At 71.0% G+C, this 16663-nt stretch carries 14 protein-coding genes; 11 read left to right on the top strand and 3 right to left on the bottom strand.

Features of this window, described 5'->3' with window-relative positions; genetic code table 11:
• Positions 1-138: 138 nt before the first annotated feature.
• From AC07DS_RS20335 to pgi, 6 genes are all read left to right on the top strand, one after another.
• A complete protein-coding gene (locus tag AC07DS_RS20335; protein WP_479147158.1) occupies positions 139-1350 on the top strand; it encodes a phosphoglycerate kinase in 1212 nt (403 codons plus the stop codon).
• A gap of 41 nt (positions 1351-1391) precedes the next feature.
• Positions 1392-2147, top strand: coding sequence for a triose-phosphate isomerase (tpiA, locus tag AC07DS_RS20330; RefSeq protein ID WP_479147514.1), 756 nt, complete (start codon positions 1392-1394; stop codon positions 2145-2147).
• Between the two features lie 102 nt (positions 2148-2249).
• A complete protein-coding gene (gene secG, locus AC07DS_RS20325; protein ID WP_403955762.1) occupies positions 2250-2480 on the top strand; it encodes a preprotein translocase subunit SecG in 231 nt (76 codons plus the stop codon).
• A gap of 257 nt (positions 2481-2737) precedes the next feature.
• Complete coding sequence (locus tag AC07DS_RS20320; protein WP_007448238.1) at positions 2738-3025, top strand: RNA polymerase-binding protein RbpA; 288 nt, start codon at positions 2738-2740, stop codon at positions 3023-3025.
• 122 nt (positions 3026-3147) lie between these two features.
• Positions 3148-4410, top strand: coding sequence for an MFS transporter (locus tag AC07DS_RS20315; RefSeq protein ID WP_479147156.1), 1263 nt, complete (start codon positions 3148-3150; stop codon positions 4408-4410).
• Between the two features lie 75 nt (positions 4411-4485).
• Positions 4486-6138: a glucose-6-phosphate isomerase gene (pgi, locus tag AC07DS_RS20310; protein ID WP_479147154.1), complete on the top strand. Its 1653-nt coding sequence runs from the start codon at positions 4486-4488 to the stop codon at positions 6136-6138.
• 41 nt (positions 6139-6179) lie between these two features.
• On the opposite strand, the gene AC07DS_RS20305 is transcribed toward pgi, so the two are convergent.
• The 3 genes from AC07DS_RS20305 to AC07DS_RS20295 are packed head-to-tail and all read right to left on the bottom strand — an operon-like array spanning position 6180 to position 9759.
• Entirely contained in the window at positions 6180-8462 is a 2283-nt protein-coding gene (locus AC07DS_RS20305) for an ABC transporter permease (RefSeq protein WP_479147153.1), read from the bottom strand.
• A gap of 35 nt (positions 8463-8497) precedes the next feature.
• Positions 8498-9247 (bottom strand): ABC transporter ATP-binding protein, encoded by a 750-nt coding sequence (locus tag AC07DS_RS20300; protein WP_145874937.1) that lies wholly within the window; start codon positions 9245-9247, stop codon positions 8498-8500.
• A complete protein-coding gene (locus tag AC07DS_RS20295) occupies positions 9244-9759 on the bottom strand; it encodes a PadR family transcriptional regulator (RefSeq protein WP_479147151.1) in 516 nt (171 codons plus the stop codon). Before AC07DS_RS20295 ends, AC07DS_RS20300 begins: the two co-directional genes overlap by 4 nt.
• 129 nt (positions 9760-9888) lie before the next feature.
• Between AC07DS_RS20295 and AC07DS_RS20290 the strand changes: the two genes are divergently transcribed.
• The 5 genes from AC07DS_RS20290 to AC07DS_RS20270 all read left to right on the top strand — a co-directional run bounded on the left by AC07DS_RS20290 (position 9889) and on the right by AC07DS_RS20270 (position 16535).
• Positions 9889-11154: an ABC transporter substrate-binding protein gene (locus AC07DS_RS20290; RefSeq protein WP_479147149.1), complete on the top strand. Its 1266-nt coding sequence runs from the start codon at positions 9889-9891 to the stop codon at positions 11152-11154.
• Between the two features lie 131 nt (positions 11155-11285).
• A complete protein-coding gene (locus tag AC07DS_RS20285) occupies positions 11286-12953 on the top strand; it encodes a glycoside hydrolase family 13 protein (RefSeq protein WP_479147148.1) in 1668 nt (555 codons plus the stop codon).
• 38 nt (positions 12954-12991) lie between these two features.
• Entirely contained in the window at positions 12992-14317 is a 1326-nt protein-coding gene (locus AC07DS_RS20280; RefSeq protein ID WP_479147146.1) for an ABC transporter substrate-binding protein, read from the top strand.
• 8 nt (positions 14318-14325) lie between these two features.
• Complete coding sequence (locus tag AC07DS_RS20275) at positions 14326-15687, top strand: ABC transporter permease (RefSeq protein ID WP_479147144.1); 1362 nt, start codon at positions 14326-14328, stop codon at positions 15685-15687.
• 8 nt (positions 15688-15695) lie between these two features.
• On the top strand, positions 15696-16535 hold the full coding sequence (locus AC07DS_RS20270) for a carbohydrate ABC transporter permease (protein ID WP_479147512.1): 840 nt from the start codon (positions 15696-15698) through the stop codon (positions 16533-16535).
• Positions 16536-16663: the final 128 nt, after the last annotated feature.

The raw sequence follows: 16663 nt of genomic DNA, 5'->3' as shown, positions 1-16663 counted from the left end.
GCAGGCCGCTGATGCGTCACGCAGGGCTCGGGCAGCGCACCGTCGCGCTGCCCGAGCCCTGATGCGCGTGCAGGCCGCCCCGGCCGACCTGCGAAGATCGGCCCTCGTAGGAACAAGAGCCCTCAGGAGTCTCCTCTCATGAAGACCATCGACGAACTTCTCTCCGCGGGCGTGGACGGCAAGCGGGTCTTCGTCCGTGCCGACCTCAACGTCCCGCTCGCCGACGGCGTCATCACCGACGACGGCCGCATCCGCGCCGTCCTGCCCACCGTCAAGGCCCTCGCCGAGGCGGGCGCCAAGGTGGTCGTCGCCTCGCACCTGGGCCGCCCCAAGGGCGCCCCGGACCCCGCCTTCTCGCTGCTGCCCGCCGCCGAGCGGCTCGGTGAACTCCTCGGCGCGCCGGTCGCGTTCGCCCAGGACACCGTCGGCCCCGCCGCCCACGACGCCGTGAACGGCCTGCAGCCCGGCCAGGTCGCGGTCATCGAGAACCTGCGCTTCAACGCCGGCGAGACCTCCAAGGACGACACCGAGCGCGGTGAGTTCGCCGACCGGCTCGCGGCCCTCGCCGACGTCTACGTCGGTGACGGCTTCGGCGCGGTGCACCGCAAGCACGCCTCGGTCTACGACCTCCCGGCCCGGCTGCCGCACTACGCCGGCTATCTGATCGCCACCGAGGTCGGCGTCCTGAAGAAGCTCACCGAGGATGTCGAGCGCCCCTACGTCGTCGCGCTCGGCGGCGCCAAGGTCTCCGACAAGCTCGCCGTCATCGACGAGCTGCTCGGCAAGGCCGACCGCCTGCTCATCGGCGGCGGCATGGCCTACACCTTCCTCAAGGCCAAGGGCTACGAGGTCGGCATCTCCCTCCTCCAGGCGGACCAGGTCCCGGCCGTCACCGAGTACATGGAGCGCGCGGAGAAGCTCGGCGTCGAGCTGCTGCTCCCCGTGGACGTCGTGGTCTCCCCGGAGTTCCCGGACCTGAAGGCCAAGGCTCCCACCGAGCACACCGTGGTCGACGCGGACAAGATCCCCGCCGACCAGGAGGGGCTGGACATCGGCCCCAGGACCCGAGAGCTGTACGCCTCGAAGCTCGCCGACGCCCGGACCGTCTTCTGGAACGGTCCCATGGGAGTCTTCGAGCACCCCGACTACGCCGAGGGCACCAAGGCGGTCGCCCAGGCCCTCGTCGAATCGGACGGCTTCACCGTCGTCGGTGGCGGTGACTCCGCCGCGGCCGTGCGTACGCTCGGCTTCGACGAGAACGCATTCGGCCACATCTCGACCGGTGGCGGCGCCTCCCTCGAATACCTCGAGGGCAAGACGCTCCCCGGCCTCGCCGCACTGGAGGACTGACCTCAATGGCTGCATCTAATTTTTCCGGGCGCACGCCGCTGATGGCGGGCAACTGGAAGATGAACCTCAACCACCTCGAGGCCATCGCACACGTCCAGAAGCTCGCCTTCGCCCTGGCCGACAAGGACTACGAGGCCGTCGAGGTCGCCGTCCTGCCGCCCTTCACCGACCTGCGCTCCGTGCAGACCCTGGTCGACGGCGACAAGCTCAAGATCAAGTACGGTGCCCAGGACCTCTCGGCGCACGACTCCGGCGCCTACACGGGCGAGATCTCCGGCCCGATGCTGGCCAAGCTGAAGTGCACGTATGTGACCATCGGGCACTCCGAGCGCCGCCAGTACCACAACGAGACCGACGAGGTCGTGAACGCCAAGGTCAAGGCCGCCTACAAGCACGGTCTGACCCCGATCATGTGCGTCGGCGAGGAGCTGGACGTCCGCGAGGCGGGCAACCACGTCTCCCACACCCTCGCCCAGGTCGAGGGCGGTCTCAAGGACCTCCCGGCCGAGCAGGCCGAGACCGTCGTGATCGCCTACGAGCCCGTCTGGGCCATCGGCACCGGCAAGGTCTGCGGTGCCGCGGACGCCCAGGAGGTCTGCGCCGCCATCCGCGCCAAGATCGCCGAGCTGTACTCCCAGGAGCTGGCCGACCAGGTCCGCATCCAGTACGGCGGCTCCGTGAAGTCCGGCAACGTCGCCGAGATCATGGCGCAGGCCGACATCGACGGCGCCCTGGTGGGCGGTGCCTCGCTGGACGCCGACGAGTTCGTCAAGATCGTGCGCTTCCGCGACCAGTGAGTATGCGCTAGACGCGATCCGTCGTACCCTGGCGGGGGCACAGCCGTGGTGCTGTGTCCCCGTCGTTTATCCGAATCCGAGGAAGTTGGTCCAGCCGTGGTTTTGGGGTTCTCGATCGCCCTGATCGTCTTCAGCCTGCTGATGATGCTGCTGGTGCTGATGCACAAGGGGAAGGGCGGCGGCCTCTCCGACATGTTCGGTGGCGGCATGCAGTCGTCCGTCGGCGGCTCCTCGGTCGCCGAGCGCAACCTCGACCGCATCACCATCGTGATCGGTCTGCTCTGGTTCGCGTGCATCGTCGTCCTCGGCATCCTGATGAAGACGAACAGCTGATCGGCGTCTCGCAAGCACATACATTCCGTACGTAAGGCCCCATGTTCGGTACGCGCCCGTGAGCGCGGCCTATCATGGGGCTTGCGTCTAGGTGTGGGGGTTGTAACTCCAATCACTGGACGCGCGTTGGGCCTTACGTAGACTGAGGCGCTCGCGGCGAAGCGGAACGCCGACTCGCTTCGCGGCACCATTACGCAGGGAGTTACACCGTGGCAAGTGGCAACGCGATCCGAGGAAGTCGGGTCGGGGCGGGGCCGATGGGCGAGGCCGAGCGCGGCGAGTCCGCGCCGCGTCTGCGCATCTCCTTCTGGTGCTCCAACGGGCACGAGACGCAGCCGAGCTTCGCCAGCGACGCGCAGGTGCCCGAGACCTGGGACTGCCCGCGCTGCGGCTTCCCGGCCGGCCAGGACCGGGACAACCCGCCGGACCCGCCGCGCACCGAGCCGTACAAGACGCACCTCGCGTACGTACGGGAGCGGCGCAGCGACGCGGACGGCGAGGCGATCCTCGCGGAGGCGCTCGCGAAACTGCGCGGCGAGATCTAGGACTTGTCATCGGCCGGGTGCCCCAGGGTGCCTGGCCGAAGCCGTTCCTCCCCGCGCGTCCGGCCGACTGTCAGTGGCACCCCCTACGGTTTTCGTGAAGGCGTGAACCGCGAGGGGGAGTTGTGACGGGGGCCGAGGTGGCGGAGCCGGGTGCGCCGGCGTGGCGCGGGGGATTCGGACGGTTGTGGAGTGCCGCGGTGCTCTCCAGCTTCGGCGACGCGCTGCGTACGGCCGCGCTCCCGCTGCTGGCCGCCTCGCTGACGGACGAGCCCCTGCTCATCGCGTCGGTCACCGCCTGCGGCTATCTGCCCTGGATCGTCTTCGGTCTGCTCGGCGGCGCCGTCGCCGACCGGGTGGACCAGCGGCGGGCCATGTGGACGGTGGACACGCTGCGGGGCCTCCTGGTCGCGGGCTTCGCGGTGGCCGTCGCGCTGGGGCAGGCCTCGATCGGCCTGCTGATCCTGCTGGCCTTCACCCTGACCACGCTCCAGACACTGTTCGACAACGCGTCGACCGCCCTGCTGCCCGCCCTGGTGGAGACCGAGGCCCTCGGCAGCGCGAACGCCCGGCTGATGACCGGACAGCGGATCGCCGGCGGACTGCTCGGCGCGCCGGCCGTGCCGCTGCTGATCGCAGCCGGGGCTGCCCTCCCCTTCGCCGTCGACGCGGCCACGTTCCTGGTGGCCGCCGCCCTGGCCGCCACCCTCCCGGTCACCCGGCGGGCGGCCGGCCCCGGGGGCGGCACCCTGCGCCGGGACATCGCCGACGGACTGCGCACGCTGTGGCGAGACGGCGCCCTGCGCGGACTCTGCGCCGCCACCGCCCTGTGCAACATCGGCATGGGCGCGCTGCTCGCCACCCTGGTCCTCCTGGTCACCGGCTGGCTGGACGCGGGACCCGCGGGATTCGCGGCGGCGGGTACCGCCGTCACCCTGGGCAATCTGGCCGGAGGGCTGCTGAACCGCCGGCTGGTGGACCGCCTCGGCCGGACGGGCTCGGTCCTGCTCGCCGGCGCGGTGCAGACCGGGGCGCTCGTCGTCATGGGCACCGTGCGCAGCCTGGCCGTGCTGGTGGGGGCGCTCGCCGTCTTCGGGGTCATGGGCATGGTGTGGAACGTGAACACGACGACCCTGATGCAGGAGCGCAGCCCCGCCGGAATGCTCGGCCGGGTGGCTGCGGCCTTCCGGACCCTGGCCTGCGCCGGCGTGCCCCTGGGCGCCCTGCTGGGCGGCGCCGTCGCGACCGCCTGGGGCGTCAGCACCCCGCCGCTGCTCACGGCCGGATTCTTCGTTCTCGCCGTCATCGCGCTGATACCCGTGCGCAAGCCGGACGTACCTGTTGTTGCCCCGCAGGACGGCGCCGTAACAGCTCAGGGCACCCACTGATCATCTAGGTTGGAACCGGCAGCGGGGCAAGGTACGCAGCAGGACAGGTCGCAGGAAAGAAGGCTGAAGTCGGATATGAACGCAGACGGACGCACCAGGCTCAACCAGACGCCCGAGTGGACCGCTCTCACGAAGCACCGGGAGGAGCTGGCCGACACTCATCTGCGGGAGCTGTTCGCCGCCGATCCGGAGCGTGGCGCCGGGTACACCCTGCAGGTCGGCGACCTGTACATCGACTACTCGAAGCACCTGGTCACCGACGAGACGCTGCGGCTGCTGCGCGAGCTGGCCGCCGCCACGGACGTCTTCGGGCTGCGCGACGCCATGTTCCGCGGCGAGAAGATCAACGTCACCGAGAACCGGGCGGTGCTGCACACCGCGCTGCGCGCTCCGCGGGACGTGGTGGTCGAGGTCGACGGGGAGAACGTCGTCCCGGCCGTGCACGCCGTGCTGGACAAGATGAGCGGCTTCGCCGAGCGCGTGCGTTCGGGTGCCTGGACCGGCCACACCGGCAAGCGCATCAAGAACGTGATCAACATCGGCATCGGCGGCTCCGACCTGGGTCCCGCGATGGCCTACGAGGTGCTGCGCAGCTTCACCGACCGCGACCTCACCGTCCGCTTCGTCTCCAACGTGGACGGCGCCGACCTGCACGAGGCCACCCGCGGCCTGGACCCGGCCGAGACGCTGTTCATCATCGCCTCCAAGACCTTCACCACCATCGAGACGATCACCAACGCGACCTCGGCCCGGAAGTGGCTGCTCGACGCGCTCGATGCCGAGTCCGCTGTGGCCAAGCACTTCGTGGCCCTGTCGACCAACGCCGAGAAGGTCGCCGAGTTCGGCATCGACACGGCCAACATGTTCGGGTTCTGGGACTGGGTCGGCGGCCGTTACTCGTACGACTCCGCGATCGGCCTGTCCCTGATGATCGCCATCGGCCCGGACCGGTTCCGGGAGATGCTCGACGGCTTCCGCCTGATCGACGACCACTTCCGCACCGCGCCCGCCGAGGACAACGTGCCTTTGCTCCTGGGCCTGTTGGGCATCTGGTACGACAACTTCCACGACGCCCAGTCGCACGCGGTGCTGCCGTACAGCCACTACCTGTCCAAGTTCACGGCGTACCTGCAGCAGCTGGACATGGAGTCCAACGGCAAGTACGTGGCGCGGGACGGCAAGCGGGTCGAATGGCAGACCGGCCCGGTGGTCTGGGGCACGCCCGGCACCAACGGGCAGCACGCCTACTACCAGCTCATCCACCAGGGCACCAAGCTGATCCCGGCGGACTTCATCGGCTTCGCCGAGCCGGTCGCCGAGCTGAGCGGTGAACTCAAGGCCCAGCACGACCTGTTGATGGCCAACTTCTTCGCCCAGACCCAGGCCCTCGCCTTCGGCAAGACGGCCGAGGAGGTCCGTGCGGAGGGCGTGCCCGAGGAGCTGGTCCCGCACAAGACGTTCCCGGGCAACCGGCCGACGACCACGATCCTCGCCCGCGAGCTGACCCCGTCCGTGCTCGGCCAGCTGGTCGCCCTCTACGAGCACAAGGTGTTCGTCCAGGGCGCGGTCTGGAACATCGACTCCTTCGACCAGTGGGGCGTGGAACTGGGCAAGGTCCTCGCCAAGCGCGTCGAACCGGCCCTGACCGAGGGCGCCGACGTGCCCGGCCTGGACGCCTCCACGAAGGCGCTGGTCGCCAAGTACCGGGAGCTGCGCGACCGTAGCTGACCCACACGCAAAAGGGCTGCCGCGGACATGCGGAACCGGGCTCAGGCCACCGCGCTCAGGGTGTCCGCCAGGCGGCGGCGTGCCGCCCGGGCCGCGGGGAGGGCGGCCAGGGCCGCGGCTCCCAGTACGGCGCCCGCGTCCAGCAGGAGCAGCAGGCCGGGCGAGGGCGACTCGGCGATGCCGGCGCCGATGCCGTTGGAGCTGCCCTGGGCGTCGATCAGCCGGTGCGCCAGCGGCAGCCCCAGGGCCGTGGCGGCGAGGACCGCGGCCAGGGCCGTGCAGGTCGTCGCCGTGACGGTGATCGCGGTGATCTGCCGAGGGGACATACCGATCGCTCTGAGGGCGAGCATGTCCCGCTCGCCCTCCCGGACGCTTCCGCCGATCGCGGTGAGCAGCTCGACGAGCCCGATGAGGGCGAGCACGGCGGTCAGCCCGGCGACGACCGCGCGCAGCGGGGAGAGCCCGTCGGCCGGGTTGGTCACGGCGTGCACGTCCAGATGGCCGTTCCCGGCGGTGGTCAGGGCGGAGGCGACCCGCTGCGGGTCGGTGCCCGGGCGCAGCCGCAGCTGGTAGAAGGCCGGGGACAGCCGCGGGTCGTTCTCGCGCAGGGTGTCCAGGGAGGTCGTCACGACCCGGCCGGCGTTCTGCGGTTCGATGCTGCGGCCCACGATGTGCAGGATCTGCGGCTGCTCGCCGACCGTCATCCGCACCCAGTCGCCGACCCGCACATGCAGCAGGTCCAGCAGGCCCTGGCCGGCCACGGCCTCGTCCGGTCCGTGCGCGGCCCGGCCCTCGGCGAGGGTGTAGGGGTACGGCTGCGAGCGGGTGCCGAGGCCGCGCAGGGCGATCGTCCCGGTCTGGCCGGGGACCAGCGCGGCGAGCTCGACGCCCGGATAGGCGGCGGTGACCTGGTCGTTCGCCGCCAGCAGGGCCCGTACGTCCGGGTCGCTCAGGTCGCCGTCCGAGCGGAGCGTGAGCGCCGTCGGCAGGCCCACCCGTTCCGGGCTGCCGTGGAAGCGGTCGATGGTGGTCCACGCGCTGAGCGCCACCACGATCAGCAGCAGCGGCAGCGTCAGCCGGGCCACACCGGCCAGCGACCGGCCGCGGCCCGCGAACGCCTTGTGGCAGCCCAGGACCAGCGCGGCGGGCAGCCGCAGCCCGAGGGCGCGGCGGGCCAGGCCGGTCAGCCGGCCGCCCGCCGGAGCCGACGGGCGGGGCACCGGCACCGGGGGCACCCGGCCCGCTCGCCAGGCCGCGAGTCCCGTGGTCAGGCCGATGAACAGCACCGCTGCCACGGGCACGGCGGACAGCGTCACGGTGTGCCCCGGCAACCCCTGCCACACGCCCACCGCGTCGCCGAGCCGCCCCGGGATCCGGGTGCCGAGGCTCTCGGTCACGGCGGCCGCGGCCGCCGCACCCAGCACGGCGTACGCCAGGTGCTGGAGCAGGAAGATCCGTACGACCTGGCCCGGCGTGAAGCCGATCGCCTTCAGCACCGAGATGTCCCGCAGATGGCCGCGGATGCGGGTGCCGATCGCCCCGTGCACGGCGAATCCCGCGGCTACCAGGGCGCCGAGCCCGAAGAGGCCGAGCACCTGGCCGAGGAGCCGGTTCTCGCCCTGGGCGTCGGCCCGTGCCTGCTGCCAGGTGGAGACCTCGCCGACCGCGCCCGCGCCCAGCACGGTGACGGCACGCTGGACGGCGTAGTCCGTGTCGGAAGGGTCCTTCAGGCGCAGCCCGGTCACCTGGCCGCCGGGGGCCCGCACGGCGGACGGCAGTGCCCAGACGAGCCCCGGCTGGGCGCCCGGGCTGTAGCCGGGCTCCGCGCTGTCGGCGATGCCCTCGACGGTGAGGGTGCGGGCGGTACCGGGGAGGGTGAGGGTGTCGCCGGGCTCGGCCAGCAGGGCCCGGGCCAGGCGGGTCTCCAGGACCACGCCGTCCGGCCGCGCCGGGTCCAGCCAGTGGCCGGCGGTGAGCAGCGGGCGCCCGACGGAGGGCAGGCGCGGGGTGCCGCGCAGCTCCACGGCGGCGCGGGTGCCGCGCGAGGCGACGGTGGCGGCCTCGGTCCGGTAGGGGCCTGCGACGGACTCGACGCCGTCCAGCCGGGCGAGCCGGCGGGCGTCGGTGGAGGCGGCCGTGTGGATCCAGACATGGGCCCCGCGTGCCTGGGTGAAGGTTCGCTGCCACGGGTTGGTGGCGTAGCCGAAGAGGGCGGCGGCCAGCAGCAGCGAGGCGACGATCCCGGCGGTGGCGAGCGTGATGAACAGCGCCTCGCCGCGGTGCGTGCGCAGATCGGAGTGGGCCCAGCGCAGGGTGGCTCGCACGGCTCAGTCCCCGGCCGCGGGCAGTCGGCGCGCCATCAGTCCCTCAGCTCCAGCACACCCGAGGTCCCAGGCCTGCGGGACGGGGAGCCGTCCAGCGCGGCGTCGTCGGCTATGCGGCCGTCGAAGAAGCTGATCACGCGGTCGGCGGCGCTGGCCAGCCGGGCGTCGTGGGTGACGAGGACGATGCTCTGCCCGCGCCCGTGGAAGCGGGACAGCAGCCGCATCACCTCACGGGTGCCCTTGCTGTCGAGGCTGCCGGCGGGCTCGTCGGCGAGCAGCAGCGGCGGGTGGTTGACCAGGGCGCGGGCGAGTGCGACCCGCTGCTGTTCGCCGCCGGACAGCTCGCCCGGCATGCTGCGCTCCTTGCCCTCGAGGCCCAGCTCGGAAAGGAGCGTCTCGCGCTCGGCCCGGGCCCGCTTCGGCGGGACGCCGGCGAGCAGGGCGGGCAGCTCGACGTTGTCGGCGACCGACAGGTTCGACACCAGGTTGAAGAACTGGAAGACGATCCCGATGGCCTTCCTGCGCTCCACCGCCCAGCGCGCCTCGCTGAAGGAGTCCGTGCACCGGCCGTCGAGCCAGATGCTGCCCTCGTCCGGCCGCTGCAGGCCGCCGAGCAGGTGCAGCAGTGTGGACTTGCCGGCGCCGGACGGCCCGGTGATCGCCACGAACTCGCCCCGCTCGACGCTCAGGCCGACCCCGCGGACGGCACGCGCGGGCGCGCCCTCGCCGTGGTGGGTCTTCACCAGACCCTCGGCGCGCAGCACAGGAGCGTGGGCGTCGCTCACTCCAGCTCCTCCAGTTCCTCCTGGCACCGCTCCAGCCAGTCGAGGTCGGCCTGCAGGTGCAGCATCGCGCCCTCTATGAGCAGATGGGCGATTCGGTTGTCCCGGTTCTCGGCCGCGGCCAGCTTCGACAGGTTGCGCATGGTGTTGAGGTACTGGCGCCGCTGCTTGTTGATGAGGGCGATCTGCTCGGTGAGACCGGTCTGCGGGGCGAGCGCGAGCTTCATGAAGAACTCGTCCCGGACCCGTGGCTCGTCCTCGGTCTCCTCGAACCAGGCGTGCAGCGCCTCGCGCCCGGCGTCGGTGAGGTGGTAGACCTTCTTGTTGGGCCGGCTGGACTGCTCGACATCCTCGCCCTCGATCAGTCCCGACTTCTCGAGGCGGCCGAGGGTCACGTAGATCTGGCCGACGTTCGGCTGAGGGTACGCGGAGCCCAGCAGTAGCTCAAGGTCCTGCTTCAGCTCGTAGCCGTGGGCCGGGCCGCGTGCGAGGAGTGCCAGGAGGGGCAGACGCACTCGTGCTGTCCTCCTGTTCTCGTAATGTGCTCCAGGCCCTAGTATCGCCCATACCTAACAGGTATACATGGCCTCTGACCGTCGGGCGAGGGTGCCCATGGCCGGGTGTACGTGTTCAGGGAGGAACCTATGCGGTGGATGCGCGCCGCCGGTAGGGGGCTCCTCGTTCTGACCGTGGTCCTGACCGGGTACACGGCCTCGGGGGCGCACGCCGACGAGCGCGACCGGAGCGGTCCGCTCACCCTGGCCACCGCCGGTGACCTCACCGGCTACCTCGGTCCGCTCCTGGAGGGCTGGAACCGTACGCATCCCGCGGAGAAGGTCACGCTCGTCGAGCTGCCGGACTCCGCCGACGAGACCCACGCGCAGATGACCACCGACCTGCGCGGCGGCGACCGGGGCCGGTTCGACGTGCTCAACATCGACGTCAACTGGACCTCGGAGTTCGCGGCCGCCGGCTGGATCCGCCCGCTGCCGCGCGACCGCTTCCCGCTGAAGAGCTTCCTGCAGCCGGTCGTGGACACGGCCACGTACGACGGGCGGCTGTACGCCGTGCCGTACGTCACCAACGCCGGGCTGCTGCTGTACCGCAAGGACGTCCTCGCCAAGGCGGGCGTGCCGCCGCCGCGCACCTGGGCCGAGCTGGAGCGCGATGCGAAGACCATCGCGCCGAAGTACGGCCTGGACGGCTACGCGGGCCAGTTCCTGCCCTACGAGGGCCTGACCGTCAATGCGGCCGAGGCCGTGTACTCGGCGGGCGGCTCCATCCTCGGCGACGAGGGCACCCGCGTCACCGTCGACTCGGACGCGGCCCGTGAGGGCATCGGCTTCCTGGCCCGCGGTCTGCGCGAGGGCTGGATCCCGAAGGCGGCGCTGACGTACAAGGAAGAGGAGTCCAAACAGGCCTTCCAGGACGGCCGGCTGCTCTTCCTGCGCAACTGGCCCTACGCCTACGCCGTCGCCTCGGCCCCGGGGTCCAGGGTCGCCGGCCGGATCGGCGCCGTACCGCTGCCCGGGCCCGACGGGCCGGGCAAGAGTGTCCTCGGCGGCTCCAACCTGGCCGTCAACACCCACGCCCGGCACCCCGACTCGGCCGCACGCCTGATCGCGTACCTCACCAGCGAGGGCGTCCAGCGTCAGGTGCTCACCCGGGGTTCGCTGCCTCCTGTACGCGCCGCGCTCTACGAAGATCCCGCGCTCGTACGGAAGTTCCCCTATCTGCCGACCCTGCGCACGGCCGTCCTCACGGCCGAGCCGCGCCCCAAGAGCCCGCACTACGACCAGGTCAGCCTGGTCGTGCAGGCGGTCGTGCAGGACGCGCTGACCGGGCACGAGACGCCCGAGGCCGCGGTGCGACGACTCGCGCGCGAGCTGGCAGCCGTCTCCAACCGCTAGTTACTTGTTAGGTAACGCGGACGTCTCATCTGGCTTCATAGTGTCCTGGTAAGTCCGTATTTGTGACCCCAACTCCCCAGTAGCCTGCGTTCTTTTCATTGACACCCTCGCGACACGTCTACCTAACATGCATGCATAACTGCTGCCCTTCACAGAGACAGGCCACAGGGTTGAACAGGCATCATTGGTGGCGTGACGCGGTGATCTACCAGGTCTACGTCCGCAGCTTCCTCGACAGCACCGGCGACGGCATCGGCGATCTCGCCGGAGTCCGCGCGGGACTGCCGTACCTGAAGAAGCTCGGCGTCGACGGGATCTGGCTGAGCCCCTTCTACCCCTCGCCCCAGCACGACCACGGCTACGACGTCGCCGACTACTGCGGCGTCGACCCGCTCTTCGGCGACCTCGCCGAGTTCGACCTGCTGGTGGCGGCCGCCCGGCGGCTCGGCGTCAGGGTGCTCCTGGACATCGTCCCCAACCACTGCTCCAGCGAGCACCCGTGGTTCCGCGAGGCCCTCGCCGCCGAGCCCGGCAGCCCGGCCCGCGCCCGCTTCCACTTCGCCGACGGCCGTGGCCCGGACGGCAGCGAACCGCCCAACAACTGGCACGCCATGTTCGGCGGCCCGGCCTGGACCCGGGTCACGGAGGCGGACGGCCGCCCCGGCCAGTGGTACCTGCACATGTTCACGCCCGAACAGCCCGACTGGAACTGGCGCAACCCCGAGATCCCCGCCGAGTTCGACCGCGTCCTGCGCTTCTGGCTGGACCGCGGGGTGGACGGCTTCCGCATCGACGTCGCCGCCGGCCTCTACAAGCACCCCGCACTGCCCGACTCCGACGACCCGGAGGCCGACGCCCGCACCCGCGACTCGGTCAACCCGCTCGCCTGGAACCAGCCCGAGGTGCACGACGTGTGGCGGCACTGGCGTGGGGTGTGCGAGGAGTACACGGCACGCGACGGACGCGAGCGGCTGCTGGTCGGCGAGGTCTCGGTCCCCACCGCCCGCGAACACGCCCGGTACGTCCGCCCGGACGAACTCCACCAGGCCTTCTTCTTCGACCTGCTCGGCGCGGCCTGGGAAGCCGACGCCTTCCGCAAGGTCATCTCCGAGGCCATGCAGGACATAGCCGGCACGGGTTCCACCGTCACCTGGGTCCTCAACAACCACGACCAGGTCCGCACCGTCACCCGCTACGGCGAACCCGCCACCGAGGGCAGCGGCCTCGGCGCCGCCCGCGCCCGCGCCGCCGCGCTGCTGATGCTGGCGCTGCCCGGAGCCGCGTACATCTACCAGGGCGAGGAGCTGGGCCTGCCCGAGGTCGTCGACCTGCCCGACGACGTGCTCACCGACCCGATCTTCCACCGCACCGGAAACCGCGCCCGCATCCGCGACGGCTGCCGGGTGCCCCTGCCCTGGTCCGGGCAGGCCTCCCCGTTCGGCTTCACCTCCGGCGCGGAGAGCGCCAAGCCGTGGCTGCCGCAGCCCGAGTACTTCGCCGAGTACGCCACCGACCGCGCCCTCGCCGACACCCGCTCCTTCTGGCACCTGTACCGAGACGGTCTCCAGCTCCGGGCCTCGCTGCCCCAGCTGGGCGAGGGCGCGCTGCGCTGGCTGGACACCCCGCCGGGCGTCCTCGCCTTCGTCCGCGGCGACGGCCTCGTCTGCGCCGTCAACTTCGGTACGTCCCCCACACCCGCGCCGGTCTCCGGCACCCCCCTGTTGTCCAGCGGTCCCTGCACGGCCGGGGTGCTGCCCGGCTCGACGGCCGCCTGGTGGCTGAGCGACTCCGACCTCTGATCCTCCGTCAACTCACACCCCTCGAAGGGACATCAACGATGATGCGACGCCGTACCACCCTGCTCACCAGCTGCACCGCCCTCGCCCTGGCCCTCGGCGCGACCGCCTGTGGCGGCGGCCCGGTCACCGCGGGAGGTGGCGACAAGGCCCTCAGCGGCCAGACGGTCACCGTGGCCGGCGTCTGGTCCGGCAGCGAGCAGAAGAACTTCCAGAAGGTGCTCGACGCGTTCACCGCGAAGACCGGCGCCAAGACGCAGTTCGTCTCCACCGGTGACAACGTCTCCACGGTCGTCGGCAGCAAGATCGAGGGCGGCAACGCGCCCGACGTCGTGATGGTCCCGCAGGTCGGCGTGCTCCAGCAGTTCGCACAGAAGGGCTGGCTCAAGCCGCTGTCCCCGACCGCAGGGCAGACGGTCGACGCCGACTTCGCACCCGTGTGGAAGAAGTACGGCAGCGTCGGCGGCACCCTCTACGGCCTCTACTTCAAGGCCGCCCACAAGTCGACCGTCTGGTACAGCCCCGACGCCCTCGCCCAGGCCGGCGTCAAGCCGCCCAAGACCTACGACGAGATGCTCAAGGCCGGGCACACCGTCTCCGACTCCGGGCTCTCGGCCTTCGCCGTCGCAGGCCAGGACGGCTGGACGCTCACCGACTGGTTCGAGAACATCTACCTCTCCCAGGCCGGACCGGAGAAGTACGACGCCCTCGCCGCCCACAAGCTGAAGTGGACGGATGCCTCGGTCGTCAGGGCGCTCACCACGCTCGGCAAGCTCTTCAAGGACAAGCAGCTGATCGCCGGCGGCCAGAAGGAGGCGCTGAACACCGACTTCCCCAGCTCCGTCGAGAAGGTCTTCGGGCCCAAGCCCGAGGCCGGCATGGTCTACGAGGGCGACTTCGTCGCCGGTGTGGCCCACGACCAGTTCCAGAAGACCATCGGCAAGGACGCCAACTTCTTCCCGTTCCCCGCGGTCGGCGGCGGCACGGCACCGGTGGTCAGCGGCGGCGACGCGGCCGTCGTCCTCAAGGACGGCAAGAACGCCAAGGCCGGCATGAAGCTCCTGGAGTACCTGGCCACCCCGGAGGCGGCGGCCGTGTGGGCGAAGGTGGGCGGCTTCCTGTCCCCGAACAAGAAGCTCGACCTCGCCTCCTACAGCGACGACGTCACCCGGGCCACCGCCAGGTCCCTCGTCTCGGCCGGGGACTCGGTCCGCTTCGACATGTCCGACCAGGCACCGGCCGCCTTCGGCGGCACCAAGGGCGCCGGTGAGTGGAAGCTGCTCCAGGACTTCCTGCGCGACCCCTCCGACCCGAAGGGCACCGCGGCGAAGCTGGAGTCCGCGGCGGCCAAGGCCTACCAGGGCTGAGCGGACAGATGACCGCCACCTCACTCGCCGAGCGACAGGCGAACCCGCGGGCCGCAGGCGCGGCCCGCGGGCGCCGCGGCCGGCGCCGCGCCCGGACCGTCGCCCTGCTCTTCGTCTTCCCCGCCCTGCTCCTGCTCGGAGCCCTCGTCGTCTACCCGGTGCTGTTCTCCGTCGGCCGCAGCTTCTTCGACGCCTCCGGCACCCGGTTCGTCGGCGGCGACAACTACACCGAGATGTTCCGCGACCCGGCCACCCTGAAGGCCATCCGCAACACCACCATCTGGGTCGTCGTGGCCCCGGCCCTGCTCACCGGCCTCGGCCTGATCCTGGCCGTTCTGGTGGAGAAGGTGCGCTGGGCCACCGCCTTCAAACTCCTGCTGTTCATGCCGATGGCCGTGTCCTTCCTCGCCGCCGGCATCATCTTCCGGCTCGCCTACGACGAGGACCCGGACAAGGGTGTCCTCGACGCAGCCGTGGTCTCCGTCCACGACGCCTTCACGGGGACCTCGTCGTACCCGACGGCCCGGGCGCGTGACGGGCACGGCCTGAGCCGGGGCCGGGACGGCTCGTACCTGACGGACGCGGGCCTGTCCCCGGGGCACTCGGTCGCCCTCGGCCTGGTGGGCGTACTGCCCAAGGACCTGCCGAAGGGCACCTCGCCCGCCTACCCGGCCGCGGCCCGCACGGCGGCAGCCGACGAACTGCGCGGCGTGGTCTACCTGGACTTCACGCCCGGCGGGGGAGGGAAGCAGGGCAGGGTCGACCCGAAGGAGAGCGGCCTGCCCGGCATGAAGGTCGAGGCGCTGCGCGACGGAAGGACGGTCGCGAGCACCACGTCCGCCTCCGACGGCTCCTTCCGCTTCTCCGGGCTCGGCCAGGGCTCGTACACCGTGGAGCTGCCCGCCTCGAACTTCGCCCCGCCCTACCAGGGAATCTCCTGGCTCGGCCCGACGCTCGTCACACCGGCCATCATCGGCGCGTACCTGTGGATCTGGACCGGCTTCGCGATGGTGCTGATCGGCGCGGGTCTGTCGGCCCTCCCGCGGGATGCGCTGGAAGCCGCCCGGATCGACGGCGCGAACGAGTGGCAGATCTTCCGCAGGATCACGGTCCCGCTGCTCGCCCCCGTGCTGACCGTCGTGTTCGTGACCCTCGTGATCAACGTGATGAAGGTCTTCGACCTCGTCTACATCATCGCGCCCGGACCGGTGCAGGAGGACGCCACCGTCCTCGCGACCCAGATGTGGCTGGTGTCCTTCGGCGGCGGCAACAACCAGGGCCTGGGCAGTGCCCTCGGCGTGCTGCTCCTGCTCCTGGTGATCCCCGCGATGGTCTTCAACGTCCGCCGCTTCCGAAGGAGCCAGCGATGAACTCGGCCATGAACACGGTCAGGCGCGGCCTGGGCAACAGTCTGGTCCAGGCGTTCCTCGTGGTGATCGGCCTGGTCTGGCTGACTCCGCTGGCGGGACTGTTCGTGTCGTCGATGCGGTCGGCCCAGGACACGGCGAAGGGCGGCTGGTGGACCGCCCTGGCGAGCCCGGGCCAGCTGTCCTTCGACAACTACTCGGCGCTGCTGAAGAACTCCGGGATGACCCAGGCGTTCTGGAACACCGTGCTGATCTCGGTGCCGACGACCACCCTGGTCGTCGTCATCGCGGCGCTCGCCGGATACGCCTTCGCCTGGCTGGACTTCCCCGGCCGCGAAGCGCTGTTCCTGCTGGTGGTGGCCCTGCTGGTGGTGCCGGTGCAGATCGGCCTGCTGCCGGTGGCCAAACTCTTCGGCCAGCTGGGCCTGTTCGGCACGATCCCCGGTGTGGTCCTCTTCCACGTCGCCTACGGTCTGCCGTTCGCGGTGTTCCTGCTGCGGAACTACTTCGCGGAGATGCCGAAGGAGATGCTGGAGGCCGCGCGCATGGACGGCGGCAGCGAGTGGCGCATCTTCACCCGTCTGGTCCTGCCGGTGGGCCGTCCGGCCATCGCCAGCCTCGCCATCTTCCAGTTCCTGTGGGTCTGGAACGACATGCTGGTCGCCCTGCTCTTCGCCGACAGCTCGTCTCAGCCGCTGACGGTCGAACTCCAGTCCCAGATCCGCCAGTTCGGCAGCAACATCGACGTCCTGGCCCCGGGCGCGTTCCTGTCCCTGATCGTGCCGGTGGTGGTGTTCTTCGCCTTCCAGCGGCACTTCGTGCAGGGGGTGATGGCGGGGTCGGTGAAGTAGGGGGGGGGGGGGGGGGGGGGGCCACCCCCCCCCCCCCCCCGCCACCCACGGGAGGGAAGAACACAAAAACCGCGGAAAACACCAAACCACCCCACCACACACAGGGGGCCGCGTCTCGCCTCATCCCC

Source organism: Streptomyces sp. NPDC044064 (genome assembly GCF_056434245.1).
This window is presented reverse-complemented; position numbering and strand designations above follow the sequence as displayed.

What these genes read in the sequence shown, in the direction of transcription:
- AC07DS_RS20335 (WP_479147158.1), top strand. Translation starts at nt 139, where the DNA reads ATGAAGACCATCGACGAACTTCTCTCCGCGGGCGTGGACGGCAAGCGG.
- tpiA (WP_479147514.1), top strand. Translation starts at nt 1,392, where the DNA reads ATGGCGGGCAACTGGAAGATGAACCTCAACCACCTCGAGGCCATCGCA.
- AC07DS_RS20320 (WP_007448238.1), top strand. Translation starts at nt 2,738, where the DNA reads ATGGGCGAGGCCGAGCGCGGCGAGTCCGCGCCGCGTCTGCGCATCTCC.
- pgi (WP_479147154.1), top strand. Translation starts at nt 4,486, where the DNA reads ATGAACGCAGACGGACGCACCAGGCTCAACCAGACGCCCGAGTGGACC.
- AC07DS_RS20290 (WP_479147149.1), top strand. Translation starts at nt 9,889, where the DNA reads ATGCGGTGGATGCGCGCCGCCGGTAGGGGGCTCCTCGTTCTGACCGTG.
- AC07DS_RS20285 (WP_479147148.1), top strand. Translation starts at nt 11,286, where the DNA reads ATGCATAACTGCTGCCCTTCACAGAGACAGGCCACAGGGTTGAACAGG.
- AC07DS_RS20280 (WP_479147146.1), top strand. Translation starts at nt 12,992, where the DNA reads ATGATGCGACGCCGTACCACCCTGCTCACCAGCTGCACCGCCCTCGCC.
- AC07DS_RS20275 (WP_479147144.1), top strand. Translation starts at nt 14,326, where the DNA reads ATGACCGCCACCTCACTCGCCGAGCGACAGGCGAACCCGCGGGCCGCA.
- AC07DS_RS20270 (WP_479147512.1), top strand. Translation starts at nt 15,696, where the DNA reads ATGAACACGGTCAGGCGCGGCCTGGGCAACAGTCTGGTCCAGGCGTTC.